The sequence below is a fragment of the Streptomyces sp. NPDC031274 genome, from assembly GCF_055570235.1.
The window spans coordinates 1-25,542 of sequence record NZ_JBVIHP010000045.1 but is presented as its reverse complement, the minus strand read 5'-3'; the positions used below and the strand labels follow the sequence as shown (position 1 = coordinate 25,542).

At 70.1% G+C, this 25,542-nt stretch carries 20 protein-coding genes and 1 pseudogene; 12 read left to right on the top strand and 9 right to left on the bottom strand.

The features are described from left to right. Positions 1-117 precede the first annotated feature (117 nt). The 6 genes from ACZ5CR_RS41755 to ACZ5CR_RS41730 all read right to left on the bottom strand — a co-directional run bounded on the left by ACZ5CR_RS41755 (position 118) and on the right by ACZ5CR_RS41730 (position 8,461). The gene (locus ACZ5CR_RS41755; protein ID WP_468867851.1) at positions 118-567 is read right to left on the bottom strand and encodes a nitroreductase/quinone reductase family protein; all 450 of its coding nucleotides are present in this window, start codon (positions 565-567) and stop codon (positions 118-120) included. A 30-nt stretch (positions 568-597) separates the two neighbouring features. After that, positions 598-1,371 carry a helix-turn-helix transcriptional regulator gene (locus ACZ5CR_RS41750; protein ID WP_468867848.1) on the bottom strand — a complete coding sequence of 258 codons (774 nt, stop codon included), beginning with the start codon at positions 1,369-1,371 and terminating at the stop codon, positions 598-600. 335 nt (positions 1,372-1,706) lie between these two features. After that, a complete protein-coding gene (ahcY, locus tag ACZ5CR_RS41745; RefSeq protein WP_468867846.1) occupies positions 1,707-3,170 on the bottom strand; it encodes an adenosylhomocysteinase in 1,464 nt (487 codons plus the stop codon). After that, positions 3,148-4,020, bottom strand: a complete 873-nt coding sequence (metF, locus tag ACZ5CR_RS41740; RefSeq protein WP_468867842.1) for a methylenetetrahydrofolate reductase [NAD(P)H] — start codon at positions 4,018-4,020, stop codon at positions 3,148-3,150. Before metF ends, ahcY begins: the two co-directional genes overlap by 23 nt. Continuing rightward, entirely contained in the window at positions 4,020-7,478 is a 3,459-nt protein-coding gene (metH, locus tag ACZ5CR_RS41735) for a methionine synthase (protein ID WP_468867840.1), read from the bottom strand. Before metH ends, metF begins: the two co-directional genes overlap by 1 nt. Further along, the gene (locus ACZ5CR_RS41730) at positions 7,475-8,461 is read right to left on the bottom strand and encodes a carbohydrate kinase family protein (protein WP_468867838.1); all 987 of its coding nucleotides are present in this window, start codon (positions 8,459-8,461) and stop codon (positions 7,475-7,477) included. The genes metH and ACZ5CR_RS41730 overlap by 4 nt, the downstream gene beginning before the upstream one ends. 228 nt (positions 8,462-8,689) lie before the next feature. Here ACZ5CR_RS41730 and ACZ5CR_RS41725 point away from each other — a divergent pair, with 228 nt between their 5' ends. The 7 genes and pseudogenes from ACZ5CR_RS41725 to ACZ5CR_RS41695 all read left to right on the top strand — a co-directional run bounded on the left by ACZ5CR_RS41725 (position 8,690) and on the right by ACZ5CR_RS41695 (position 15,810). Continuing rightward, on the top strand, positions 8,690-9,139 hold the full coding sequence (locus ACZ5CR_RS41725; protein ID WP_468867835.1) for a hypothetical protein: 450 nt from the start codon (positions 8,690-8,692) through the stop codon (positions 9,137-9,139). A gap of 7 nt (positions 9,140-9,146) precedes the next feature. Then, positions 9,147-9,764, top strand: coding sequence for a TIGR03086 family metal-binding protein (locus ACZ5CR_RS41720; RefSeq protein ID WP_468867832.1), 618 nt, complete (start codon positions 9,147-9,149; stop codon positions 9,762-9,764). Positions 9,765-9,850: 86 nt separating this feature from the next. Further along, positions 9,851-10,618, top strand: a complete 768-nt coding sequence (locus ACZ5CR_RS41715; RefSeq protein WP_468867830.1) for a DUF4142 domain-containing protein — start codon at positions 9,851-9,853, stop codon at positions 10,616-10,618. 110 nt (positions 10,619-10,728) lie between these two features. After that, positions 10,729-12,039: an MbnB/TglH/ChrH family RiPP precursor modification enzyme gene (locus tag ACZ5CR_RS41710; protein ID WP_468867828.1), complete on the top strand. Its 1,311-nt coding sequence runs from the start codon at positions 10,729-10,731 to the stop codon at positions 12,037-12,039. Between the two features lie 9 nt (positions 12,040-12,048). Continuing rightward, positions 12,049-13,041, top strand: coding sequence for a TIGR04222 domain-containing membrane protein (locus ACZ5CR_RS41705; RefSeq protein WP_468867826.1), 993 nt, complete (start codon positions 12,049-12,051; stop codon positions 13,039-13,041). A gap of 134 nt (positions 13,042-13,175) precedes the next feature. Beyond that, positions 13,176-13,910, top strand: a pseudogene (locus ACZ5CR_RS41700) (DUF4142 domain-containing protein); the annotation flags it as partial. Positions 13,911-14,190: 280 nt separating this feature from the next. Further along, entirely contained in the window at positions 14,191-15,810 is a 1,620-nt protein-coding gene (locus ACZ5CR_RS41695) for an alpha/beta hydrolase (protein WP_468867824.1), read from the top strand. Positions 15,811-15,931: 121 nt separating this feature from the next. Here ACZ5CR_RS41695 and hemQ read toward each other — a convergent pair whose 3' ends face one another. Both hemQ and hemG read right to left on the bottom strand, forming a co-directional pair. Then, complete coding sequence (hemQ, locus tag ACZ5CR_RS41690) at positions 15,932-16,651, bottom strand: hydrogen peroxide-dependent heme synthase (protein WP_351158322.1); 720 nt, start codon at positions 16,649-16,651, stop codon at positions 15,932-15,934. A 4-nt stretch (positions 16,652-16,655) separates the two neighbouring features. Further along, positions 16,656-18,107, bottom strand: coding sequence for a protoporphyrinogen oxidase (gene hemG / locus ACZ5CR_RS41685; RefSeq protein WP_468867821.1), 1,452 nt, complete (start codon positions 18,105-18,107; stop codon positions 16,656-16,658). Between the two features lie 141 nt (positions 18,108-18,248). Between hemG and ACZ5CR_RS41680 the strand changes: the two genes are divergently transcribed. Together ACZ5CR_RS41680 and ACZ5CR_RS41675 are read left to right on the top strand one after the other, a co-directional pair. Further along, positions 18,249-19,190, top strand: a complete 942-nt coding sequence (locus tag ACZ5CR_RS41680) for a DUF4349 domain-containing protein (RefSeq protein WP_468867819.1) — start codon at positions 18,249-18,251, stop codon at positions 19,188-19,190. A gap of 37 nt (positions 19,191-19,227) precedes the next feature. After that, entirely contained in the window at positions 19,228-20,610 is a 1,383-nt protein-coding gene (locus tag ACZ5CR_RS41675; protein ID WP_468867817.1) for an FAD-dependent oxidoreductase, read from the top strand. A 195-nt stretch (positions 20,611-20,805) separates the two neighbouring features. Here ACZ5CR_RS41675 and hemE read toward each other — a convergent pair whose 3' ends face one another. Further along, entirely contained in the window at positions 20,806-21,888 is a 1,083-nt protein-coding gene (gene hemE / locus ACZ5CR_RS41670; protein WP_468867815.1) for a uroporphyrinogen decarboxylase, read from the bottom strand. 120 nt (positions 21,889-22,008) lie between these two features. On the opposite strand from hemE, the gene ACZ5CR_RS41665 reads away from it, so the two are divergent. From ACZ5CR_RS41665 to ACZ5CR_RS41655, 3 genes are all read left to right on the top strand, one after another. Next, positions 22,009-22,683: a DUF3000 domain-containing protein gene (locus ACZ5CR_RS41665; protein WP_468867814.1), complete on the top strand. Its 675-nt coding sequence runs from the start codon at positions 22,009-22,011 to the stop codon at positions 22,681-22,683. Between the two features lie 321 nt (positions 22,684-23,004). Further along, a complete protein-coding gene (locus ACZ5CR_RS41660; RefSeq protein WP_383268565.1) occupies positions 23,005-23,667 on the top strand; it encodes a LuxR C-terminal-related transcriptional regulator in 663 nt (220 codons plus the stop codon). A 78-nt stretch (positions 23,668-23,745) separates the two neighbouring features. Next, positions 23,746-25,017 carry an HRDC domain-containing protein gene (locus tag ACZ5CR_RS41655; RefSeq protein ID WP_468867811.1) on the top strand — a complete coding sequence of 424 codons (1,272 nt, stop codon included), beginning with the start codon at positions 23,746-23,748 and terminating at the stop codon, positions 25,015-25,017. Positions 25,018-25,542: the final 525 nt, after the last annotated feature.

The window sequence follows — 25,542 nt, the reverse complement described above, 5'->3', positions numbered from 1 at the left end:
CTCCCTTCCTCTTTCCTCACACCCTCCCCACCCCCAACGGCGCCTTCGCCACTCCCCCCCCCCCCACCCCGGGGGCCCCCCCGCCTCGTCGTTCCGGGTCGGCCGTGGCCGACGCCCTCATACGGGGACGACGCGGAACATCGGGATCTCAGTGGCGGCCCGCTCGAAGGCGGCGGGCGTCTTGTCGGCGACCACACCGTTCTTCACGAAGATTCCGGCACCCATGGGTACCTGCGTCGGGAACTCCCGGGCGATCGGCGGCCGTTCCGAAGACGGCACCTCGATCAGCTTGACGGACTTGGCCTTGCGTCCGCGGACAAGGGTCCCCTCGCCTGCGGCGCGGACGTTCTTGACCCAGTCGGACTGCGGGAACGCCTGCAGGATGTACATGGTTCCGTCTACGTTCACGGGGGCCACGGGGTTGGTGAACTCTCGTCCCGACACCCGCCCCTTGACCCGGAGCAGGTGCATGGGGCCCACCGGCATTCCCATCCCGTGGAACACGGACATCATCTTGTTCCCGAACTTCTGGAACCCGGAAACCTTGGGGCGTGCGGACGTCGACATGGCTTCGCTCATCTCTCTTGTTCCGGTCTCTTACTGTGGGGTCGAAACAGGTGCCAGATCGGGCTGCCGGCAGTTCGAGGCCGGCCGCAGGGCTGCCCGAGGGCGCGCAAGGCCTGTCCGGTAGGCCGTCGTGATCACGTCGATACGGTTCTTCAGGTTCAACTTGCCCATGAGGCTGCGCACATGGCTCTTCACCGTGGCCCCGCTGAGCTCAAGACTCTCAGCGATCTCCACGTTGCTCCAGCCCCTGAGCATCAGGGCGGCGACCTCCGCTTCGCGAGCGGTCAGCTGGTGCAGGCTGCGCCAAGGGTCGGGCTGCCTCTTCGTCGATGCGGGATCGCTCCGCTCCCCGTGCCCGGCCCGTACCCGGTAGCCGGATCGGATCAGCCGGATCGCCGGGATCAGGCTCTCGCGATTGATCCGGTTGATGGGCAAGCCGCCGACGGTCGCCCGGCCGACGTTCTCGGTGTGCTTCTGTGACAGCGAGACGACAACCACCTGCGGCCTGGGCGTGCTCGTGGAGAGTTCCTGCAGGATGGAATCCGCGTCCACGTCGTCGAGGACGGCCACGATGTCCGGACGGCGCTCAGCGACGGCCCGTTGCACGCAGGACGGATTCGCGGCGAGACCGACCGCGTTGAAGCCCTCTTCGTTACCGATGACGGACACCGTCTCGATCCGGCTGAAAAGGTTGCCGCCCCATACGGCGACCATCGTGAGCTGCTCGGATTCCTCGCCATGCGGTTCGGCCTGCCCTAAACGCACTGAACTTCCTCCAGCTGTCGAGCGCCAGTGGGTCGTCATAGTTACGTAGCGAACTATCTAAATGGTGGCATGGGGGCACAGGGGTGTCAACGCAGAGCTTCCCTCTCCCCCGTACGCGCAATGACCGACTCCCCGTCACGGTCTCCCCGCACGCGTCTCGACCGCATCCCTGCACCGGTGCGATCAAGACCGGAGCAGCATCGTGCCACCGTCGGGCGCCAAAGGCCGACGAATGACTTGAACTCGTCCGAACTGGCCGGATTCCGACGGAAGGACCTATCGTCGACACGAAGCGACCGCCACGCGCCGATGTGACGGCGTGGCGGTCCCGCTCTCGGATCGGCGCTCACCTCAGCGGTGCCGGCCCACCGGTATCAGTAGCGGTAGTGGTCCGGCTTGTACGGGCCCTCCACCTCCACGCCGATGTACGAGGCCTGCTCGGGACGGAGCGTGGTGAGCTTGACGCCGAGCGCGTCCAGGTGGAGGCGGGCGACCTTCTCGTCCAGGTGCTTGGGCAGCACGTAGACGTCGGTCGGGTACTCCTCCTGCTTGGTGAACAGCTCGATCTGGGCCAGGGTCTGGTCCGCGAAGGAGTTGGACATCACGAAGGACGGGTGGCCCGTCGCGTTGCCCAGGTTCAGCAGGCGGCCCTCGGAGAGCACGATGAGGACCTTGCCGTCGGGGAACGTCCACGTGTGGACCTGCGGCTTGACCTCGTCCTTGACGATGCCCGGGATCTTCGCCAGACCGGCCATGTCGATCTCGTTGTCGAAGTGGCCGATGTTCCCGACGATCGCCTGGTGCTTCATCCTGGCCATGTCCGAGGCCATGATGATGTCCTTGTTGCCGGTCGTCGTGACGAAGATGTCGACCTTGTCGACCACCTCGTCCAGCGTGGCGACCTGGTAGCCGTCCATCGCCGCCTGCAGCGCGCAGATCGGGTCGACCTCGGTGACGATCACCCGGGCGCCCTGGCCGCGCAGCGACTCCGCACAGCCCTTGCCCACATCGCCGTAACCACAGACCAGAGCGGTCTTGCCGCCGATCAGGACGTCCGTGGCGCGGTTGATGCCGTCGATCAGAGAGTGGCGGCAGCCGTACTTGTTGTCGAACTTCGACTTCGTCACGGCGTCGTTCACGTTGATCGCCGGGAAGAGGAGGGTGCCGTCGCGGTGCATCTCGTACAGGCGGTGGACACCCGTCGTGGTCTCCTCCGTCACGCCGCGGATCTCCGAGGCGAGCTGGGTCCACTTCTGCGAGCCCTCGGTGATGGTGCGGTTGAGCACCTGCAGGACGACACGGTGCTCGTCGGACTCGGCGGTGTCCTCGGACGGGACCTTGCCCGCCTTCTCGTACTCGACACCCTTGTGGACGAGCATGGTGGCGTCGCCACCGTCGTCCAGGATCATGTTCGGGCCGCCGGTGGGCGTGTTCGGCCAGGTCAGCGCCTGCTCCGTGCACCACCAGTACTCCTCCAGGCTCTCGCCCTTCCAGGCGAAGACCGGGATGCCCTGCGGGTTGTCCGGGGTGCCGTCCGGGCCCACCGCGATGGCCGCGGCCGCGTGGTCCTGGGTCGAGAAGATGTTGCAGGAGACCCAGCGGACCTCGGCGCCCAGCGCGACCAGCGTCTCGATGAGCACGGCGGTCTGCACCGTCATGTGCAGCGAGCCCATGATGCGGGCGCCGGCCAGCGGCTTGGTGGCCGCGAACTCCTTGCGGATCGACATCAGACCGGGCATCTCGTGCTCGGCGAGAGTGATCTCCTTGCGGCCGAACGCGGCCAGCGAGAGATCGGCGACCTTGAAGTCCGTGAAGTCAGCGGTGATCTGTGAGGACATACGGTCCACTCCTTGATTTCAGTACGTTGCGGTGGATCTCAAGCGCCGCTGTCGAGCGGTTGAGCGTGATGTAGTGCAGTCCGGGAGCCCCTTCGGAGAGCAGTCGCTCGGCCATGGCGGTGGCGTATTCGACGCCGATGCGGTGGCCGTCGGCCGGGTTGTCGCGTGCGGCCTCGAGGCGGTGCGCCAGGCCCTCGGGGAAAGCAGCGCCGCTGAGTTCGGCGAAGCGGCCGATCTGGCGCACATCGGTGGCCGGCATGATCTCCGGAATGATCGGGGTGTCGCAGCCCGCGGCAACCACCCGCTCACGCAACCGCAGATAGTCCTCCACCTGGAAGAACATCTGCGTAATGGCGTAGTCGGCGCCCGCCCTGCACTTGGCGACGAAATGGCGGATGTCCGATTCCCAGTCCGGTGAACGCGGGTGACGTTCGGGAAAGGCTGCGACACCCACGGTGAAGTCGCCCAACTCCCGTACCAGCGCGACGAGTTCGTAGGCATGGGTGAACCCGTCCGGGTGCGGGACCCAGGGACCGTTCGGGTTGCCGGGCGGGTCGCCACGCACGACGAGGACGTCTCGTACGCCCGCGTCGGCATACTGGCCGACGATGCGGCGCAGCTCCGCCACCGAGTGCCCGACCGCCGTCAGATGGGCGACGGGGCTCAGGGTCGTCTCGGCCGCGATCCGTTTTGTCAGCTCGACGGTACGGTCCCGGGAGGATCCGCCGGCGCCGTAGGTGACGGACACGAAGTCCGGGGCGAGTGGTTCGACGCGGCGGATCGCCTCCCAGAGCGTGCGCTCCCCCTTGGCTGTCTTGGGCGGGAAGAACTCGAAGGAGAAGGTCGGCATCAGCGGCCTCCACCGGCGTTGAAGTAACTTGCCTCGGCGTGGTGAAGGACGATGGCGTCGGTGGACTGTTCCGGGTGGAGCTGGAACTCCTCGGACAGAACGACACCGATTCGCTCCGGGCGGAGCAGATCCGCGATCTTGGCGCGGTCCTCCAGGTCGGGGCAGGCCGGGTAGCCCAGGGAATAGCGGCACCCCTGGTACTCGGTGCGGAACATGCCGTCCATCGAGTCCGGGTCGCCCTTGGAGATACCGAGTTCGCCGCGTACGCGTGCGTGCCAGTACTCGGCGAGGGCCTCGGCCAACTGGACGGACAGGCCGTGCAGTTCGAGGTAGTCGCGGTAGGAGTCGGCCTCGAAGAGCTTCGCGGTGGCCTCGCCGATCTTCGAACCGACGGTGACGACCTGGAGCCCGACCACGTCCTTCTCGCCGGACTCCTCGGGGCGGAAGAAGTCCGCCAGGCACAGGCGCCGGCCCCGGCGCTGGCGCGGGAAGGAGAAGCGGGTGCGCTCATTGCCCTCGTCGTCCAGGATGATCAGGTCGTCGCCCTTGGAGACACAGGGGAAGTAGCCGTGCACGACGGCCGCCTCCAGCAGATTCTCCGTACGCAGCCGGTCCAGCCACATCCGCAGCCGCGGTCGGCCTTCACTCTCGACGGTGTCGCCCTTGAGGCCCCACTGGCCCTTGAACAGGGCGCTCTCGTCCAGCCAGGAGGCGTACTCCTTGAGCTGGATGCCCTTGACGACGCGGGTGCCCCAGAACGGCGGCTCCGGGACCGGATGGTCGGCCGCGACATCCGAGCGGCCGGTTTCCTGCGGCTCATCGAGCACCAGCTCTCGCTTCGGAACCCGGCGTTGCTTGAGCTCGGGCAGGGTGGCGCCGGGGACGCCGCGCTTGACCGCGATGAGGGCGTCCATCAGGCGCAGGCCCTCGAACGCGTCGCGGGCGTAGCGGACCTCGCCCTCGTAGATTTCGTGGAGGTCCTGCTCGACGTAGGCACGGGTGAGTGCGGCGCCGCCCAGGATGACGGGGAAGTCCGCGGCCATCTTGCGCTGGTTGAGCTCCTCCAGGTTCTCCTTCATGATCACGGTCGACTTCACCAGCAGGCCCGACATGCCGATCACGTCCGCCCGGTGCTCGGCCGCCGCGTCCAGGATCGCCGCGACGGGCTGCTTGATGCCCAGGTTGACCACGTTGTAGCCGTTGTTGGACAGGATGATGTCGACGAGGTTCTTGCCGATGTCGTGGACGTCGCCGCGCACGGTGGCCAGGACGATCGTGCCCTTGCCCTCGGAGTCGGACTTCTCCATGTGCGGTTCCAGATGGGCGACCGCGGTCTTCATCACCTCGGCGGACTGCAGCACGAAGGGCAGCTGCATCTGGCCGGAACCGAACAGCTCACCGACGACCTTCATGCCCTCCAGGAGGGTGTCATTGACGATGTCCAGCGCCGGGCGGGACTCCAGGGCCTCGTCCAGGTCGGCCTCCAGGCCCTTCTTCTCACCGTCGATGATGCGCCGCTGCAAGCGCTCGTCCAGCGGCAGGGCGAGAAGCTCCTCGGCCTTGCCCTCCTTCATCGACTTCATGTTGACGCCCTCGAAAAGCTCCATGAGCTTCTGCAAGGGGTCATAGCCCTCCTCGCGGCGGTCGTAGATCAGGTCGTGGGCCGCCTTGACCTGTGCCTCGTCCAGGCGCGCGATCGGCAGGATCTTCGAGGCGTGCACGATCGCCGAATCCAGGCCCGCCTTGACACACTCATCGAGGAAGACGGAGTTCAGGACCACACGGGCCGCCGGGTTGAGGCCGAAGGAAATGTTCGACAACCCCAGGGTGGTCTGCACGTCCGGATGGCGGCGCTTGAGCTCACGGATCGCCCCGATCGTGGCGATGCCATCACCGCGGGACTCCTCCTGGCCGGTGCAGATGGTGAAGGTCAGAGTGTCGATGAGAATGTCCGACTCATGGATGCCCCAGTTGCCCGTCAGATCCTCGATCAGGCGCTCGGCGATGGCGACCTTGTGCTCGACGGTACGGGCCTGGCCCTCCTCGTCGATGGTCAGCGCGATCAGCGCCGCACCGTGCTCCCGGGCCAGCGCGGTCACCTTCGCAAAACGCGACTCGGGGCCGTCCCCGTCCTCGTAGTTGACGGAGTTGATGACCGCACGGCCGCCCAGCTTCTCCAGACCGGCCTGGATGACGGGCAGTTCGGTGGAATCAAGCACGATGGGCAGCGTGGAAGCGGTCGCGAAACGGCCCGCCAGCTCCGCCATGTCCGCCACACCGTCCCGGCCCACATAATCCACACACAGGTCGAGCATGTGGGCGCCCTCGCGGATCTGGTCACGGGCCATCTCCACACAGTCGTCCCAGCGGCCCTCCAGCATCGCCTCACGGAACTTCTTGGAACCGTTGGCGTTCGTCCGCTCACCGATCGCCATGTAGGCGGTGTCCTGACGGAAAGGCACACTCTGGTAGAGCGAGGCGGCGCCCGGCTCGGGGTGCGGCTCACGGCGCACCGTCTCCACACCGCGCATCCGCTCCACGACCTGGCGCAGGTGCTCGGGCGTGGTGCCGCAGCAGCCGCCGACCAGGGAGAGGCCGTACTCGCGGACGAAGGTCTCCTGGGCGTCGGCCAGCTCCGCCTCGGTCAGCGGATAGTGGGCGCCGTTCTTGCCAAGCACCGGCAGGCCCGCATTGGGCATGCAGGAGATCGGGACGCGCGAGTGGCGGGCCAGATAGCGCAGGTGCTCGCTCATCTCGGCCGGACCCGTCGCACAGTTCAGGCCGATCATGTCGATGCCCAGCGGCTCAAGCGCGGTCAGCGCCGCCCCGATCTCCGAACCCAGCAGCATCGTGCCGGTCGTCTCGACCGTCACCGAGCAGATCAGCGGCAGGTTCACGCCGGTGGCATCCAGCGCGCGGCGGGCGCCCAGGATCGCGGACTTGGTCTGCAGCAGGTCCTGGGTGGTCTCCACCAGCAGCGCGTCCGCGCCGCCCGCGATCATGCCTTCGGCGTTGGTCTGATACGCGTCCCGCAGCACCGTATAGGGGGCGTGGCCCAGGGTCGGCAGCTTCGTGCCCGGGCCCATCGAGCCCAGAACCCAGCGCTGCTGGCCGGTGGACGCGGTGAACTCGTCGGCGACCTCGCGGGCGATCCGGGCACCCGCCTCGGAAAGCTCGAAGTTCCGCTCCGGGATGTCGTACTCGCTCAAGGCCGCGAAGTTCGTGCCGAACGTGTTGGTCTCCACACAGTCCACACCGACCGCGAAGTACTCCTCATGGACCGAGCGGACGATGTCCGGGCGCGTCACGTTCAGGATCTCGTTACAGCCCTCAAGGTTCTGGAAGTCCTCAAGGGTGGGGTCCTGCGCCTGGAGCATGGTGCCCATCGCACCATCGGCCACCACCACACGGGTGGCGAGCGCTTCGCGGAGGGCGTCGGCCCGGGTTCCGTTCGTCATCGGGTGACCCCGGTCAGACGCTCGGCCAAGTCCTCCATGACGGACACCCCGTATGCGTCGCGGATGCGTGCGAGAAGGCTCTGACCCGACAGTGACTTTGGCTGCGGGCCGGTGGTCTCCAGAACGACGGTGGCGACGGCGCAGCCCAATTGGGCGGCGCGCCGGTGACTCAGGCCCCAGGCCGTGGCCGCGAGGAATCCGGCCCGGAAGGCATCACCCGCGCCGGTGGGCTCCGTCTGCCCAGTAGGAGGTACGGCCTTCACGGTGACCGAGTGGTGGCCGGCCTGACGGACCACGGCTCCTTCGGCACCTCGCGTCGTCACCCAGCTGCCCACGCGCCCCAGGATCTGCTGTTCCGTCCAACCGGTGCATTCCTGGATGAGAATGCTCTCGTACTCATTGGTGAACAGGACCCGGGGCTTCGACAGCAGCACGCGCACGTCGTCTCTGTCCATGCTCGCCAGTTGCTGGGACGGGTCGGCGGCGAAGGGCACTCCCATCTCCACGCACTGGCGTGTGTGCCGCACCATGGCCTCGGGGTCGTTGGGTGACACGACGACGAGCCCGAGCCCACCCACGCGCTGCCGCACGGAGTGCAGGTCGATGTGCCTGGCCTCGCTCATGGCGCCCGGGTAGAACGAACCGATCTGGTTGTGCACGGCGTCGGTGGTGCACACGAAGCGGGCCGTGTGCAGTGCCTCGCTCACCCGCACCGATCCGGTGTCGACGCCGTTCCGCTCCAACCGGGCGCGGTACGAGTCGAAGCCCTCCCCCACCGCGCCCGCGAGGACGGGCCGCAGACCGAGCGAGCCGAGCCCATGGGCGATGTTCGCCGCCACTCCCCCGGGCCGAATCTCAAGAGCGTCGACCAGGAACGAGAGCGACACCTTGTCGAGGCTCCCGGCGATGAACTGTTCGGCGAACCTGCCCGGATAGACCATGAGATGGTCCTCGGCTATCGAACCCGTTACGACGATCTTCATCTGTGGCCCCTGCCCCTGTCTGTCGACTTTTGGCTGTGCCGTACCGGCAGAGGAAGCCCGGCGTGGGGGTTCATCGTCGGAGAACCGGCTTAAGCACGCGTAATGCAGCGCTCAGTTCTCCGCCGGGACTGGGACTGGACCGGACGCGGCACGGGCGAGGTCGCCGTCGTGCGTCACAACCCCGTCAAACTAGTAGCACGACCGTTCGTTTAGATTTAGAGTCGTTGCATGTCCTCACAGAGTCTGCGATCGATAAGGCGTACGCCCTGGCAAGCGGGTCCCGATGCGCACGCGCCGGGGACGGTCCTGGTGAGCGTCACGGAGTTCACCGCCCACCGGCACACCCAGACCGCCCCGATCGCCCTGGCGGGGCTGCGGCTGCGCCGGAGCTGGCCCAAGACGCCCGGCGCCGTCGGCATGTGGCTCTGGTTCGACCCGTGGCGCAAGCTCTCGGGGTCCGTCTCGGTCTGGACCGACGAGCGGTCGCTGTACGCGTTCGTCGGGCGCCCCGACCACATACGCATCGTCCGCGCACACCGCGACCGGGGCGCGGCGCGCGCCACCACGTGGACGGCTGACCGGCTCGACCCGGACGCCGTCTGGGCCGCCGCGCACGCGCTGCTCACCGACCCGAGCACCTGGCCGGACAAGGCCGTTCACACCCCGGAAGGACCCTGAGATCCTCATGACCGACCTCATCGCACTCGACCTCATCGCACTCGACCGCGCCGCCGTACAGGAATCGCTCCGCGTCCTACACGCGGCCCGCGACGCCGACTGGGAGCGGCCCTCGCCCTGCGCGGGCTGGACACTGCGCGACCTGGTGGCGCACATGGCCGCGCAGCACCACGGATTCGCCGCCGCGGCACGGGGCTCGGGCGCCGACCGTACGTACTGGATCGCGCCGGATCTGGGCCGTGACCCGTTCAAGGTCTACGACGAGGCGGTCCGTCACGTGCTGGCCGCTTTCGCCGAAGAAGGCGTCCTGGAAAGGGGGTTCACGCTCCCGGAGATCGGATCCACCTTCACGGGACGGGTCGCCGTCGGCTTCCACTTCCTTGACCACGTGGTGCACTCCTGGGACGTGGCGACGACCATCGGCGCCGACATCACCCTCCCCCGGCCGGTCGTCGAGGCCGCTCTCGAAATCGCCCGCAGGGTGCCGAAAGATCCCGAACGCCGTTCACCCGGCGCCGCGTTCGCGCCCGTCCTGCCCACGCCGGAGGACGCCTCCCCGCTGGAGGAGATGCTGGCTCTCCTCGGGCGGTCGCCCGGAGTTTCACACCGTCCGGCAGTGCGTTGAACATCACGCAGGCCTCTTCCGTATCTCCTGGTACCAGGAAGTAGCTTGCCTCCAGGGCAGGTTGACGGGCAGGAAGGCACGGCACATTGCGGCGCATCAACGGCACAGCTCTGATCATCGCGGCACTCGTGGTCACACTGGGCGCGCTCGCGTTCCCCATGTGGTCCTACGCCGACCGTTCGGGCACGGGGCCCGCCAATCTGGCCGCAGGATCCGTGGCCACCCAGTGGGGCCCGCTCTCGACGGCCGACCGCGATCTGCTGGTGAAGGTGCGGCTCGCAGGCCTGTGGGAGATACCCGCGGGCCAGCAGGCCGTCGAGCGGGCACCGACGAAGGCGATCAAGGAGGCCGGTGACCATCTGATCGTCGGTCACACGGACCTCGACAAGCGGGCCCGTTCGGTCGCGGCGCAGCTCGGCGTGGAGCTGCCGAACCAGCCGACCGCCCAACAGCAGGGCTGGCTGCAGGAGTTGACGGAGGCCAGCGGCGAGACGTACGAGCAGAAGTTCGCGAACCTGCTGCGCGCATCGCACGGCAAGGTGTTCGCCGCGATCGCGCAGGTGCGGGACAGCACGCGCAACTCGCTGATCCGGCAGCTGGCCACCGACTCCAACCAGACCGTCCTCGACCACATCACGATGCTGGAGGCGACCGGACGCGTCGACTTCGACGACATCGCGAACGGTGGCGCCGCCACCGCGACGGCCAGCCCCACCGGGCCTCCGCCGCCCTCCGGCGTCGCTCCGCCGCAGCCGCCTCCCGCCGGTCCGACCGGCGACGTGTCCACGACCTCACGCCCTTCACCGGCCGCGCCCGGAGAGGTCAACACGAACAGGCCGGAACCTCAAATGTAGCTCTGAACGTCTCCCCTCATGGGTTCGGCGACCATCACCGGGGCCATGACCTCTGCACACGTTCACAAGACACGAGCACGTACGCGGGGTCTTGGCGGAGGAGGGGGAACATGAAGCACTTGGGGACCGGAATCGGGTGGCGTCCGGAGATCGCGGACGCCGTGGAGCGGATGCCCGGCATCGACTGGGTCGAGGCCGTCGCGGAGAACCTGTGCCCCGGGCACCTCCCCGATTCCCTCCTGCGGCTGCGCGAGCGCGGTGTCACGGTGGTGCCGCACGGCGTCTCGCTCGGCCTCGGCGACGCCGGGCGCCCCGACGAGACCCGCCTCGCCGCGCTCGCCGAGCGCGCGCGGGCTCTCGGCTCGCCCCTTGTCACCGAGCACATCGCGTTCGTACGCGCCGGGGGCCCGCTGACGGCTTCGCAGCCCCTTGAGGCGGGCCACCTGCTCCCGGTGCCGCGCACCCGTGACGCCCTCGACGTGCTGTGCGAGAACGTGCGCATCGCGCAGGACGCGCTGCCGGTGCCGCTCGCGGTGGAGAACATCGCGGCACTGATCTCCTGGCCCGGCGAGGAGATGACGGAAGGGCAGTTCCTGTACGAGCTCGTCGAGCGCACGGGCGTACGCCTGCTCATCGATGTCGCCAACCTCCACACGAACCACGTCAACCGCGGCGAGGACCCCGCGAAGGCCCTGGACGAGCTGCCGGTCGAGGCCATCGCGTACGTCCACGTCGCGGGCGGCTTCGAGCGGGACGGCGTCTGGCACGACAGCCACGCCCACCCGGTCCCCGAGCCGGTCCTGGAGATCCTGGCGGACCTGGCGTCACGGGTGACCCCGCCGGGCGTGCTGCTCGAACGGGACGAGAACTTCCCGGCGCCGCGGGAACTGGAGCGGGAGCTGGACGCGATACGGGAGACGGTGCGGACGAAGGCGCCCGTCTCCGGCGAGTGCGCCTCCGGCACCACGCCGACCGCCGGTGAACCCGCCGTCGCCCCGGCGACCGCACCCGCCCGCCAGCGTCTCGCCCTCGCGCAGACCTCGCTCCTGTCCGCGCTCGTCGCGGGGACGCCCGCGCCCGAGGGGTTCGACCGGACCCGGCTGACCGTGCAGAGCCGGGCACTGACCGGCAAGCGGGCCGACGTCGTGGCGAAGGTGGCGCCCGAGCTGCCGGAGATCCTCGGCGAGGCCTACCGCGCGCGATTCCTCTCGTACGCCCAGACACGGCCGATGTCCGGCGGATACCGGCGTGACGCACTGGACTTCGCCGAGCGTCTGCTGCTCGCCGGGCAGCCCGAGGACTCCGAGGCGCGCGGCCGGTTGACCCAGTGGTGGCTGGAGCGTTCGGGGCCCGCGCCACTGGACGCGCGGCCGGTCACGAGGTGGCTGCGGGCGGCCCGGTTCGCGCTGCGACGGGGTTAGGGGGCGGCCGTGCAGATCCTGTCCGTCTGCTTCGCCCTCCTTCTCGCGGCCTCGTCGTTCGGCCTCGTCGTCGGTGTCTCGCGCACACGGCAGGCCGCGCCCGAGCAGCCCGACGCACAGCACGGAGCCGTGTTCGACCCTCTGGAGGCCGCCTTCCTCGCGGGCGGCCCCGGCCGGGTCGCCGACGCCGCCATCGCGGCCCTGCACGAGGACGGGCGCCTTGTCGTCGCCTGGCCCGGCATCGTCGAGATCCCGTCGGCCGAGGCCCGCAACCCGGTGGAGGGCGCGGTGCTCCAGGCCCACGCCGACGCACCGAGCGGCGCCCTGCACTGGCTGCGTATCGGCGCGATGCGCAGCCCCGCCGTACAGGCACTCGGTGACGCGCTCGCCCGGCGCGGCCTGATGGTGCGGCCCGAGGCCCTGGACCGCCTGCGGCGCCGGAGGATCCGGCACAACGTCCTGAGCTTCGTGGGGTTCTTCGTCGTCGTCGCCGTCATCGCCGTCGGGGACGACGACGGGCCCGCGTGGGATCCCGTGAGCGTGCCGACCCTCGTCCTGATCGTCGCCTGGGTGCTCGGCGCTCTGATCGGCTGGCTCTGCCGCCGCGCCGCCCGCACCCGGGTGACCGCCTCGGGCCGGACCGCGCTCGCGGAGTACCGCGCCGCCGGCGCGAACGCGCCCGGCGCGGCGCACCGCGTGGCGGTGGACGGCCTGGTCGGCGTGCTCGACCCCGATCTGCACGCGCAGTTGCGTGCCGCGCACAGCTTCCGGCCGGGGCGCACGGCGTCCGCGTCGTACGCGAGCTCCGGGAGCACCATCGCGTGGTGCGGAGGCGGCGGGGACGGGGGCGGCGGCGCGGGCGGGGACGGGGGCGCGGGCGGCGGAGAGGGTTCGGCGTGCGGCGGCTCGGGCTGCGGGAGTTTCGGCGGCTGCGGCGGGGGCGGCAGCTCGTCGTGCGGTGGAGGCGGGGGCGGCTGCGGGGGCGGAGGGGGCAGTTCCTAGCGCTCCTGCCCGGGGAACAGCGCACGCCCGCAGCCGATGCCCCTTACCCGTACGGCGGTTGACGTACTCCGGGAGGTATCCCGCAGGCGCCTCCTCGCGGCGCACTAACGTGCGGTGCCGCAACAGGAGGCGTCATGCGATCCATCAACGGCACCGGCCTCATCGTCGCGGGGCTCGTCGCGACCCTGGCCGCGCTGCTCTTCCCCCTCTGGTCGTACGAGGACAGGTCGGGCACCAGCCTGGACCAACTCAACGCTCAGACCGTGTCGACCCAGTTCGGCCCGCTCTCCGCGCTCGACCGTGAGTTCATCACCAAGGTCCGGCTCGCGGGACTCTGGGAGCTCCCCGCCGGACAGCAGGCCGAGGTGCGCGGCACGACCAAGGCCGTCCAGACCGCCGGCGAGCATCTCGTCGAGGGCCATACGTTCCTGGACGCGCGGGTGCGCGAGGTGGCGACGCGGCTCGGCCTCGAACTGCCCAACCAGCCGAACCCGCAGCAGCGGAGCTGGCTCGACACGCTGAGCGCCGCACACGGCGAGGCGTACGACCAGAAGTTCGCCAACATCCTGCGCTCCGCCCACGGCAAGGTCTTCTCGGTGGTCGCCCAGGTCCGCGCGAGCACCCGCAACTCGCTGGTGCGCGCGCTCGCCGACGACGCGAACACGACCGTCCTCGACCACATCAAGGTCCTCGAAGGCACGGGCCTCGTCGACTTCGACAAGCTGGCACGCGACGCGGCATCGGCGAGCCCCGCCCCGGTGACCCGCTCCCCTGCCCCACCGGGCCCTGCCGAGTCGCCCGCTCCGGCGACTCCCCTCTCCCCCTCCCCCACGTTCCCGCTCCCTCCACCGGCGTCCCGCCCCAAGCCCACGGAGCAGAAGGAACGCCATGAGGACAAGAGCGAAGAGAAGAGCAAGGACAACGACAGCGACAGCGACAAACCCAGCGACGAACCCCGCACCAAAGCGGCCGTACGAGGCACGCGCGCCCTCACCGACCCGAAACCGCGTGCGGCTTTCGCACACCGGGATGCGGCGCATCGGGGTCATTGAGCCGACATCGGCGGGGCGGTGCTTTACTTCGCCATTTACCGAACGAATCATCCCTTTTATTCGAGCAACGCACGGCCGAATGAAGGAATGAAGAGCGATGAGAGCAGCAGCCGCCCTCTACGGAACCGCCGGATCCCTGGTCCTGACCGCACTCGTCGTCGCCCCCACGGGAAACGCGTCCGCGGCCGATCCCTCTCCCTACCCGGAGGCCCACGGCACCGCCGTCGCGGCCCAGCGCGCCCAGGCGGCCGGTGTCCGCTTCGGCGCCTGTCCCGCGGCGGAGGGCCTGCCCTCCTCGGTCAAGTGCGGCACCGTATCGGTGCCGCTCGACTACGCGAACCCGGACGGCAAGCAGATCAAGCTGACCGTCAGCCACACCAAGGCCACGCGGAAGGCGGAACCGCGGCGGGGCAAGGCCGTCAAGCGGCAGGGCGCCCTCGTGTTCAACCCCGGCGGACCCGGCGGGTCCGGCATGTACTTCCCGATGGCCGGCATGCTCCCGGAGTGGAAGCGCATCGCGGCGGCGTACGACCTCGTGGGCTACGCCCCGCGCGGTGTCGGCCGCTCGGCCCCGATCTCCTGCCAGGACCCGAAGGAGTTCGGCAAGGCACCGAGCCAGGCGCCGACCCACCCCGACGACGCGTACAAGCTCAAGCGCATCAAGCAGGCGAAGGCGTACGCAGAGGGCTGTGTCAAGCGCTCCGGGCAGGCCGTGCAGTACTACACGAGCCTGAACAACGCCCGTGACCTGGATGTGCTGCGGGCCGCGCTCGGCGAGAAGAAGCTGACCTTCATGGGCGCTTCGTACGGCACGTACTTCGGCGCGGTGTACGCCTCGCTCTTCCCCTCGCACGTGCGGCGCATGGTGTTCGACTCGGCGGTCAACCCCGACCCGGCGCAGATCTGGTACGGCAACAACCTCGACCAGTCAGCGGCCTTCGAGCACCGCTGGGGCGACTTCCGCACATGGGTCGCCAAGCACGACAAGACGTATCACCTGGGCAAGACGCCCCAGGCGGTCCTGCGCAGCTACGAGAAGGTGCGCGACAGGCTGGCGGCCAAGCCCGCGGGCGGCAAGGTCGGCCCCGGCCAGCTGCAGTCGGCGTACCTCCAGGCCGGGTACTACGACGACTACTGGCCGACGCGTGCGTCGGCGCTCTCGGCGTACCTGAAGGGCAACCCGAGGCCGCTGATCGAGCAGGCCGCGCCCGAGCCGAAGGCGGCCAAGGAGCAGGAGAACGGCAACGCGGTCTACACCGCGGTCGAGTGCAATGACGCGCCCTGGCCCACGGACTTCGAGACCTGGAACCGCGACAACTCGGCGCTCGCGCGCAGCGCCCCCTTCGAGACGTGGGACAACGCCTGGATGAACCTGCCGTGCGCCTACTGGCCCGCGCCCCGGCAGCAGCCCGTCGACGTCCGCACCCAGGAGGGCGAGCTTCCCCCGACGCTGATCCTGGCCGCCGAGCGGGACGCCGCGACCCCGTACGAGGGCGCCAAGGAGCTGAACCGCAGGCTGGGAGGTTCGGTGCTCGTGACCGAGCGGGACGCGGGTACCCACGGCATCGGCGCGGGGCCCAACAAGTGCATCAACGGCCACATGGAGTCCTACCTCCTGGAGGGCAGGCTCCCCGTGCGGCGCGCGGCGTGCGCACCGCACAAGGAGCCCCAGCCGCTGTCCGGCGCGCGGGCGGCGGCTCTCCCCAAGGGGCACTGACCGCCAGAGGGCTCCGAGCCGCTCAAGGTCGTCGAAAGGAAACGTGCACCGGGCGGGCACGGCAACCGCATCACCGGTGCCGTGCCCGCCCGGTGGATGGTGCGGGTGGGAGCGGGGGTGCTTACGCGAGGCCCGCCACCAGGTCGGCCACGGACTTGCGGCGGCCGGTGTAGAACGGGACCTCTTCGCGGACGTGCATACGGGCTTCGGAGGCGCGCAGGTGCCGCATGAGGTCGACGATGCGGTACAGCTCGTCCGCCTCGAACGCCAGGAGCCACTCGTAGTCGCCGAGGGAGAACGAGGCGACCGTGTTGGCGCGCACGTCGGGGTAGCCGCGGGCCATCATGCCGTGGTCCTTGAGCATGCGGCGGCGGTCCTCGTCGGGCAGGAGGTACCAGTCGTAGGAGCGCACGAAGGGGTAGACGCTGATGTAGTTGCGCGGCGTCTCGTCGGCCAGGAAGGCCGGGATGTGCGACTTGTTGAACTCGGCGGGGCGGTGCAGCGCCATGTTCGACCAGACCGGCTCCAGGGCGCGGCCCAGCTTGGTGCGGCGGAAGAGGTTGTAGGCCTCCTGCAGCTCGTCGGCGGTCTCGGCGTGCCACCAGATCATGACGTCGGCGTCGGCGCGGAGCCCCGACACGTCGTACGTGCCGCGGACGGTGATGTCCTTGGCGGCGAGCTGGTCGAACAGCTCCTGGACCTCGTCGGCGTAGCCTGCGCGGTCCTCGGGGAGCAGGTCCCGAAGCTTGAAGACGGACCACAGCGTGTAGCGGATGACCTCGTTGAGGTCCTTGGCCTTCTTGCCCGCGTTCGGGCTCTTGGCGGGGGCGTCGTCACTCATGGCCCTATTCTCCTCCGCCGCCGTGCGGGCTCTGCACCGGGTTGCGGGTGAGCTCCTCCACACCGGCCAGGTCACCGCCCAGCTCGTCGACGGCCGCGTACGCGCTCGCGATGCACGCGGGGACGCCCACTCCGTCGTACGCCGCTCCGCACACGGCGAGGCCCGGCAGCTTGCCCACGTGCTCGCGGACGCGGGCCACGCGCGCGTGGTGGCCGACGGGGTACTGCGGCAGGCCGTCGTGCCAGCGGGTGACGCGGGTGGCGACGGGCTCGGCGTCGAGGCCGGTGGCCGCGCGCAGGTCGCGCCGGGAGAGCGCGATGAGGTCGGCGTCGTCGCGCCCCAGGATCGCGCTTTCGCCGTACCGCCCCACCGAAGTACGCAGAACCAGCAGGTCGGGATCCTCGTCGGCGATCCAGCCCCACTTGCGCGACGCGAAGGTGGACGCCTTGATGGTGTGCCCGTCGACGGGCGGCACGAGGAATCCGCTGCCTTCGGGGAGGTCGGCCTCGCTGCGGCGGTAGGCGAGGGTCATCAGGGCCATGGAGGCGTACTCGATGCCCGCGAGCTCGGCCGCGGCGGCGGGCGCCTCGACGCCGAGCAGCGCGGCGGCGGCGTAGGCGGGCACGGCGACGACCACGGCTTCGGCGTCGATGGTCTGCTCGCCGACGGTGACCTGCCAGCCGTCCGGGGTGCGCCGCAGCTCGGTGACCGGTGTCCCGGTGCGGATCTCCCCGCCCCGCGCCCGCACCGACTCCGCGACGGCGAGCGGCAGTTGGCCGACGCCGCCCTCGATGCCCATGAAGACGGGTCCTGTCTGCTGGTTCTTCGCGGCGCGGGCCTGGATGGCGCGGACGCCCTCCGTGAGCGAGGCGTGGGTGCGGGCGGCCTCGAAGAGCTGCGGGACCGCCGAGCGCATCGAGATGCGGTAGGCGTCGCCCGCGTACACCCCGCCGAGGAGCGGCTCGACGAGGCGGTCGACGACCTCGCGGCCGAGGCGCGCGGCGACGTACTCGCCGACCGCGACGTCGTCCCCGACCTCGGTGGGCGGCAGGTCACGGTCCTGCTCGATGCGGTGCAGGCCTTCGTCGGAGAGCACTCCGGAGAGGGCCGACGCGTCGCCGGGCACGCCCATGACGTGACCCTTGGGCATCGGCCGCAGGGCCCCGCGGGTCCAGATCGCCGCGGTCGCGGTGGCGGGCGGCCGCAACCGGTCGGCCAGGCCCACCTCGCGGGCGAGGGCGACGGCCTCGGGGCGGCGGGCCAGCATCGACTCGGCGCCGAGGTCGACGCGGACGCCCTCGATCTCGCCGGGGAGCAGCTTGCCGCCGAGCCGGTCGGAGGCCTCGAGGACGGTCACGCGGGCCCCTGAGCCGAGCAATCGGTGGGCGGCAGCCAGTCCGGCGATCCCGCCACCGATGACGACGACATGACCCGTACGTGTGTCCGTTTCGCGCATGCCTCCACTCTACGAGGCGGCCACGCCGAGTCGGGCGAGTCCCGACCGTGACCCCATCGGGACCGGTCGGCAACCACCGTTCCGCCCCTTCCAGGCGTCAAAGGAGCAACAGTCACCACGACCCTCGGGGGGTACGTCGACATGCACGCGTCCAGCACGTCAAGGCACCGCACCGCCGTCCAGGCACTCTCGGCCGTCCTGCTCGCGGCCGCCCTCGCGCTCACGGGGTGCAGCGCGGGCGGCGGCGACAGCGACAGCGGAAGCAACGACAAGGCGGCCGGCAGCCAGGCGGACGAGGGGGTGGGCGGGAGCGGCCGGGCGGATCAGTCCGGCGAGAAGAAGCCGCCCAGGCTCACCGGCACACACATCATCCGCACCGCGACCCTGACCGTCCGCGTCAAGGACGTGCCGAAGGCCCTGGCCGAGGCACGCGCGGCGGCCACCGACGCGGGCGGTGTCGTCGGCGACGAGACCACGGACCGCGACGACGGCGGCCACGAGCGCTCCCGCATCGTGCTGCGTGTCCCGCAGGAGCGGTACGAGGAGGTCCTCACGTCCCTCGAGGGAACGGGCAGGCTGATCGAGCGCAAGGCCAAGGCGCAGGACGTCACCGATCAGGTCGTCGACGTCGAAAGCCGCGTCAAGTCGCAGCGGGCGAGCGTGGCCCGCGTGCGGGAGCTGATGGACAAGGCGACGAAACTGAGCGATGTCGTCTCCCTCGAAGGCGAGTTGAGCAGCCGTCAGTCCGAACTGGAGGCGCTGCTCGCGCAGCAGTCCTCGCTCAAGGACCGTACGAGCCTGTCCACGATCACGCTCTCGCTCAGCGAGAAGGCCGTGAAGAAGGCGGACGCGGACGATGCGGACGATGACGGCCCGACGTTCGTGGACGCCCTGTCCGGCGGCTGGAGCGCCTTCGTGGCGATGCTGCGGTGGGTGGCGGTCGTCATCGGCGCGGTCCTGCCGTTCGTGGCGGTGGCGGCGCTCCTGTTCGTGCTGTGGCGGCGCGTGGTGCGGCCCCGGCTGCCACAGCGCCCGCAGCGGCCCGCTGTGGCGACACCGGCGCGCGAGGGCGATGACGACTAGAGGGCCGTCAACTGCCGCCGCGTCGTAGCGTGTCCGTATGAGTAGCGCGAGAGAGCGACTGGTGGTCATCGGGGGCGACGCGGCGGGCATGTCCGCCGCGTCGCAGGCACGCAGGCTCAAGGGTCCCGACGAGCTGGAGATCGTCGCGTTCGAGCGCGGCCACTTCACCTCGTACTCGGCCTGTGGCATCCCCTACTGGGTCGGCGGCGACGTCCCTTCGCGGGACGAGCTGATCGCGCGTACGCCCGAGGAGCACCGGGCCCGCGACATCGATCTGCGGATGCGCACGGAGGTCACGGAGATCGACCCAGCGGGCCGCCGGGTCCGCACCCGGGATCTGGAATCGGGCGCGGAGAACTGGACGGCGTACGACAAACTCGTGATCGGCACCGGCGCCCGCCCGGTCCGTCCGTCCCTGCCCGGCATCGACGCCCCCGGCGTGCACGGCGTACAGACCCTGGACGACGGCCAGGCGCTCCTGGACACGCTGGCCCGCACGCCGGGCCGCAGGGCGGTCGTCATCGGCGCCGGTTACATCGGTGTCGAGATGGCCGAGGCCCTGATCCAGCGCCGCTACGAGGTCACGGTCGTCAACCGCGGCAAGGAGCCGATGTCGACGCTCGACGCGGACATGGGCCGTCTCGTCCATGACGCGATGTCCGGCATGGGCATCGAGATGGTGAACGACGCCGAGGTCACCAAGATCCTCACCGGTGACGACGGCCGGGTCAGGGCGGTGGCCACCGAGGACGCGGAGTATCCGGCGGACGTGGTGGTGCTCGGCATCGGCGTGCGCCCGGAGACGGAACTGGCGAAGGCGGCGGGCCTGCCCACCGGCGAGTACGGCGGGCTGCTCACGGATCTCGCGATGCGGGTGCGAGGGCACGACGACATCTGGGCGGGCGGCGACTGCGTGGAGGTCCTTGACCTGGTCTCGGGCCGCGAGCGCCACATCGCGCTCGGCACCCACGCCAACAAGCACGGCCAGGTCATCGGCTCGAACGTGGGCGGGAGTTACGCGACCTTCCCCGGTGTCGTCGGCACGGCCGTCAGCAAGGTCTGCGACCTGGAGATCGCCCGCACGGGCCTGCGCGAGAAGGACGCGCGGGCGTCCGGTCTGCAGTACGTGTCGGTGACCATCGAGTCGACGAGCCGCGCTGGCTACTACCCGGGTGCGGCCGTGATGACCGTGAAGATGCTCGCCGAGCGCCTCACGGGGCGGCTGCTCGGCGTCCAGATCGTCGGCCGCGAGGGAGCGGGCAAGCGCGTCGACATCGCGGCCGTGGCCCTGACGGCCCGGATGACGGTGGACCAGATGACCGCGCTCGACCTCGGCTACGCCCCGCCGTTCTCACCGGTGTGGGACCCGGTCCTGGTGGCGGCGCGCAAGGCGGTCGCGGCGGTGCGGTCGGCGCGCTAGGGACATCAGGAGGGCTCTTGGGCTCTTGGGCTCTAAGTCCCTGAGCCCTTGGGTCCCTGAGTCCCTGAGTCCCTGAGTCCCTGAGGGGGCGTCTTCCACCGCGGACGCGTCCCCTCCCCCGTCCCACCCGTCACATTCAGGCGAGATTTTCAGCCAACTACGAACCGGGTCCGTACCGGCTCCGTACCGGGTCAGTCAGCGAGCGGTCCGGGTGTGGACATGCTCCACGAGTCGCGTCAGCGCCTCCGGGTCCGTCGTCGGCAGGACGCCGTGGCCGAGGTTGAAGATGTGCCCGTCGAGGCCGGACGCGGCGGCGAGGACCTCGTCCGTCTTGGCCTCGATCGCCTCCCGCGTGGAGAAGAGGACCGCCGGGTCGAGGTTGCCCTGCAGCGCCTTGCCGGGACCGACCCTGCGGACCGCCTCGTCCATCGGCACGCGCCAGTCGACGCCCACCACGTCGGCACCCGCGTCGCCCATCAGACCGAGCAGTTCACCCGTACCGACACCGAAGTGGATGCGCGGGACGCCGTACGGGGCCACCGCGTCGAACACCTTCTTCGAAGCGGGCAGCACGGAGCGCGTGTAGTCGGCGGGGGCCAGCGCGCCCACCCATGAGTCGAAGAGCTGCACGGCGCTCGCGCCCGCCTCGATCTGCACCTTGAGGAAGGCGCCGGTGATCTCCGCGAGCCGGTCGAGCAGGTCGGCCCACAGCTCCGGGTCGCCGTACATGAGCGCCTTGGTGTGCTCGTGGTTACGGCTCGGGCCGCCCTCGACCAGGTAACTCGCGAGGGTGAAAGGCGCACCGGCGAATCCGATGAGCGGGGTCGACCCCAGCTCGGCCGTCAGCATGCCGATCGCCTGCGTCACGTAACTCACGTCGTCCGGCGTCAGATCCCGCAGCTGGGCGAGGTCGGCGCGCGAGCGGATGGGGTTGGCGACGACCGGGCCGATGCCCGGCTTGATGTCGAGGTCGATGCCGATGGCCTTGAGGGGTACGACGATGTCGCTGAAGTAGATCGCGGCGTCGACCTTGTGACGGCGCACCGGCTGCAGCGTGATCTCCGTGACCAGCTCCGGCATCATGCAGGACTCCAGCATGGCCGTGCCCTCGCGCACCTTGCGGTACTCGGGAAGTGAGCGCCCCGCCTGCCGCATGAACCAGACCGGCGTGTGCGGCACGGGTTCACGCCTGCAGGCCTTCATGAAGGCTGAGTCGTACGTCGCTGCGTTCGTCGTCGCTGCGTTCTGCTGGCCCGCGGGGCTGTTTTTGGCACTCACGCGGAAAGTCTCGCACGGGCGCGCGGGACCCCGCTCCGAGGGACACCCCGCCTTGACCGGGGCCCCTCTCAGGGGTGTCTCTCCCTGCACGAAGCCACCGTTCCCCTTAACCTTCCCCGCATGGCTGCGGCTCAAGGACAACGGTCGGACGGCGCTGGCGAGATGGAAAGTACGGAGGGGAAGGTGGCGGAATCGGCTCCGTTGCCCTTCCGCGCGGCGGTCGAGGCGCTGCGCGGGGCACGGCTTAGGCCTGAGATCGAGATCGACCCGACACGGCCGCCACAGCGCCTCGCCCCGCATGCGTACGCCCTGGAGGCGGCGGTGGTCGAGGAGGACGAGGATCTCGCGGACGGGCGTCTCGTCCTGCTGCACGATCCGGCGGGACACGACGCCTGGAAGGGCACCTTCCGCCTCGTCACGCTCGTCCGGGCGGAGTTGGAGGCGGAGATGGCGGCGGATCCGCTGCTTCCGGAGGTCTGCTGGTCCTGGCTGACGGGTGCGCTGCAGGGGCGCGGTCTGGCCTGCGGGGAGCCGAGCGGCACCGTCACGCGCGCGAGCTCCCACTACTTCGGCGGACTCTCCGAGCGGGCGCCCGCGTCTCAGATCGAGATCCGGGCGTCGTGGACGCCGCGCGAGGGGGCCGGCGGGGTGCCGGACACGGCGGCGCATCTCGCGGCGTGGTGCGATCTGCTCTCCCAGGTGGCGGGCCTTCCACCGGCGAACCAGGGCCAGGGCGGTCAGAGTGAGGGGTCCGTGGTGTCGCTGCCGCAGCGTCGGGGGCCGCAGAGCCAGTGACCGGGGGCGGGGACCATGCGGGGCGGGTGCCGGCCGGCCGACTGGCTGGCTGGCTGACCGGTGCGAGTGGTCGGCCGGTGCGAGCGACTGGGCGGTGCGGGCCGAACGGTCACGCGGATGAGCGATTCTGAACGACTGCGATTCGGGTTGATCTTCGGATGATCGATCACGTGTCCGAATGGTCCGAATTGTTACCCATGAAATCGTGATCATTCTCTAAAGGCGAGCGGGTTTGATGCCGAAGAGGTTGGTGACCGCGAAAGCACGGTTCGTCCCGGCTTCATCCCCGAGCCGGTTCAGTCCCGCACCCCAGGAGGCCTGGTGTCCGTTCTCCTCGAGCAGCCTGCAAGCCTGGTCGCCTACCGCCCGAACAAGCCGACCGCCATGGTCGTCGTGGCCGACCCGCGCGTCCGTTCCACCGTCACCCGCCACCTGTGGGCCCTCGGTGTACGCGACGTGATCGAGGCTTCGTCGATCGCGGAGGCTCGTCCCCGCATCGGCAACCCCCGTGACATCTGCGTCGCAGATGTGCACCTCCCCGACGGCTCCGGCCTGACGCTCCTCTCAGAAACCCGCGCGGCGGGCTGGCCCAACGGCCTCGCCCTCTCCGCAGCCGATGACATCGGTGCCGTACGCAACGCCCTCGCGGGCGGCGTCAAGGGCTACGTAGTCACCGGCACCCGCAACAATGTCGGTCTCCCCACCCGTCCCGGCGCCGCGCCCATCGGCTCGGCCGCCGCCCGAATGCACCGCCGCCCGCCGGGCTCCCCGAGCCACCCCGGTGGCTATCGCGAGCTGTCCGGCCGCGAGGTGGAGGTTCTCCGCCTCGTCGCGGAGGGCCAGTCGAACAAGGCCATCGGCGTCTCGATGGGGCTCTCCGCACTGACCGTGAAGAGCCACCTCGCCCGGATCGCACGCAAGCTCGGCACGGGTGACCGGGCCGGGATGGTAGCGGTGGCTCTGCGCACCGGAATCATCCACTGACTGATTTACACCCCTCGCACGCCCGTCGACGGAACGTTCCGTCGACGGGCGCTGTACATACACAGATACCCTTGACAGGTGACCGACGCCCAAGAGACCGCAGCAGACAATTCACTGCGAACCACCGGAGGCGGCCCTCCGGACGACGTCGAAACGGCGCCGATCCCTTTGCTCGAGCCGCGTGATGGAATTCCTCCGGTGGTCGCCGACGAAACTTCGCTCGCCGAAGTGATCGCCGCATTCGCGGCAGGCAGTGGCCCGGTGGCCGTGGACGCCGAACGTGCGTCCGGCTATCGGTACGGCCAGCGTGCCTACCTCGTGCAGCTACGCCGTGAAGGCGCGGGCAGCACTCTGATCGACCCCGTGGCGTGCCCCGACCTCTCCGAACTCGGCGAGGCGATCTCCGGCGCGGAGTGGGTACTGCACGCCGCCACGCAGGATCTGCCCTGCCTCCGCGAAATAGGCATGATCCCCACCAGCATCTTCGACACGGAACTGGCGGGACGCCTCGCCGGTTTCCCCCGGGTCGGCCTCGGCGCGATGGTCGAGGGCGTACTCGGCTTCGTCCTGGAGAAGGGCCACTCGGCGGTCGACTGGTCCACCCGGCCGCTGCCCGACCCGTGGCTGCGGTACGCGGCACTCGACGTCGAGCTGCTCGTGGACCTGCGGGACGCGCTGGAGAAGGAGCTGGACCGGCAGGGCAAGCTGGAGTGGGCCCGCGAGGAGTTCGACGCGATCTCCTCCGCGCCGCCCGCGCCGCCCCGCGTGGACCCCTGGCGGCGTACGTCCGGCATGCACAAGGTGCGGCGCCGTCGCCAGATGGCGGTCGTACGTGAGCTGTGGACCGCTCGCGACAAGGTGGCCCAGCGGCGGGACGTGTCGCCGGGCAAGGTGCTCAGTGACGGCGCGATCGTGGAGGCGGCGCTGGGTCTTCCGCCCAACGTGCACGCGCTGGCCGGTCTCACCGGCTTCGGGCACCGCATGGGACGGCGTCAGCTGGAGCAGTGGCAGGCCGCGGTGGACCGGGCCAAGGCCCTGCCCGACTCCGAGCTTCCGCAGCCTGGGCAGGCCGTGTCCGGGCCTCCGCCGCCCCGGTCCTGGGCGGACCGCGACCCGGCTGCGGCGGCGCGCCTCTCCGCGGCGCGGGCGGCTGTCTCGGCGCTGGCCGAGGAGTTGAACATGCCGCAGGAGAACTTGATGACTCCGGACACGGTGCGCCGCGTCTGCTGGGAGCCTCCGGCTCAGGTCGACGCCGAGTCCGTCTCCGCCGCGTTGGCCGCGCACGGGGCGCGGCGCTGGCAGATCGCCCAGGTCACTCCGGCCCTGGTGACGGCGCTCACCACCGACTGACCCGTCGTCGCAGACTGGCCCGCCGCTTCGCGGCGGATGTCTCCCACCCACCCACCCGTTTACCCCGCGTCGCGAGGTGAGAAGGCGGGTGGGTGGTGCGCGTTGTGGTGCCGTCGGGGGGGGGGATGCGGGTGCCCGGATGGGCGGGCAGGCGGGCCGGGAACACGCGTCGCGAAGCTCCGGCCCGCGAAGACACACCGCACTGACCCGATGCCCGGTGGATGCCGGGTGCTCGGGCGGGTGGGTGGGAGACACCCGCCGCGAAGCGGCGGAACAGGAACCGCCCCACCCGGCGACGGAAACATGGCCGCGCGCCCCCGACACAGCCCCCGGTGGATGCCGGGCAATCGGGTGGGTGGGCGGGAGACACCCGTCGCGAAGCGGCGGAACAGGAACCGCCCCACCAGGCAGCGGAGACACACCGCCCCCCCCCCATTACCTTCTTCGTAGCCCCGCAATGGGGTTACCGGCCTTCGGAGTTGGCATGACTACCTCCCCTTGTCGAACGGATGGCCTGGGGGGTGA

Bases quoted from the DNA above. Each gene is read 5' to 3' on its own strand.
- ACZ5CR_RS41755 (WP_468867851.1), bottom strand. From the start codon at position 567: ATGTCGACGTCCGCACGCCCCAAGGTTTCCGGGTTCCAGAAGTTCGGG.
- ACZ5CR_RS41750 (WP_468867848.1), bottom strand. From the start codon at position 1,371: ATGACGACCCACTGGCGCTCGACAGCTGGAGGAAGTTCAGTGCGTTTA.
- ahcY (WP_468867846.1), bottom strand. From the start codon at position 3,170: ATGTCCTCACAGATCACCGCTGACTTCACGGACTTCAAGGTCGCCGAT.
- metF (WP_468867842.1), bottom strand. From the start codon at position 4,020: ATGCCGACCTTCTCCTTCGAGTTCTTCCCGCCCAAGACAGCCAAGGGG.
- metH (WP_468867840.1), bottom strand. From the start codon at position 7,478: ATGACGAACGGAACCCGGGCCGACGCCCTCCGCGAAGCGCTCGCCACC.
- ACZ5CR_RS41730 (WP_468867838.1), bottom strand. From the start codon at position 8,461: ATGAAGATCGTCGTAACGGGTTCGATAGCCGAGGACCATCTCATGGTC.
- ACZ5CR_RS41725 (WP_468867835.1), top strand. From the start codon at position 8,690: ATGTCCTCACAGAGTCTGCGATCGATAAGGCGTACGCCCTGGCAAGCG.
- ACZ5CR_RS41720 (WP_468867832.1), top strand. From the start codon at position 9,147: ATGACCGACCTCATCGCACTCGACCTCATCGCACTCGACCGCGCCGCC.
- ACZ5CR_RS41710 (WP_468867828.1), top strand. From the start codon at position 10,729: ATGAAGCACTTGGGGACCGGAATCGGGTGGCGTCCGGAGATCGCGGAC.
- ACZ5CR_RS41695 (WP_468867824.1), top strand. From the start codon at position 14,191: ATGAGAGCAGCAGCCGCCCTCTACGGAACCGCCGGATCCCTGGTCCTG.
- hemQ (WP_351158322.1), bottom strand. From the start codon at position 16,651: ATGAGTGACGACGCCCCCGCCAAGAGCCCGAACGCGGGCAAGAAGGCC.
- hemG (WP_468867821.1), bottom strand. From the start codon at position 18,107: ATGCGCGAAACGGACACACGTACGGGTCATGTCGTCGTCATCGGTGGC.
- ACZ5CR_RS41680 (WP_468867819.1), top strand. From the start codon at position 18,249: ATGCACGCGTCCAGCACGTCAAGGCACCGCACCGCCGTCCAGGCACTC.
- ACZ5CR_RS41675 (WP_468867817.1), top strand. From the start codon at position 19,228: ATGAGTAGCGCGAGAGAGCGACTGGTGGTCATCGGGGGCGACGCGGCG.
- ACZ5CR_RS41665 (WP_468867814.1), top strand. From the start codon at position 22,009: ATGGCTGCGGCTCAAGGACAACGGTCGGACGGCGCTGGCGAGATGGAA.